Below are 287 nucleotides of genomic sequence, written 5' to 3' on the forward strand. Positions count from 1 at the left end.
AGGCGACCATGGCGCCCCACGCGAACACGTCGGCCTCGGGTCCGCTGACACCCCGGTAGCGCTCCGGGCTCAGCCACGCCGGAGAGCCCACCAGTCCGCCGGTCCGGGTCAGGCCGGTCTCGTCGACCGCCCGGGCGATCCCGAAGTCGAGCACCTTGGGGCCGTCCGGGGCGAGGATGACGTTGGACGGCTTGAGGTCGCGGTGCAGGACCCCGGACGCGTGGATCGCGGCGACGGCCTCGGCCATGCCCGCCGCGAGCACCCGGGCGCGCGGTAGCGGCAGGGCA

General features: G+C 75.6%; 1 protein-coding gene. It reads right to left on the reverse strand.

Annotation, left to right across the window (positions count from 1 at the left end):
- On the reverse strand, positions 1–287 hold a 287-nt coding region (locus D471_RS35425; RefSeq protein WP_152486389.1), incomplete at both ends, for a protein kinase domain-containing protein.

The organism is Nocardiopsis lucentensis DSM 44048, assembly GCF_000341125.1.
GTDB lineage: Bacteria > Actinomycetota > Actinomycetes > Streptosporangiales > Streptosporangiaceae > Nocardiopsis > Nocardiopsis lucentensis.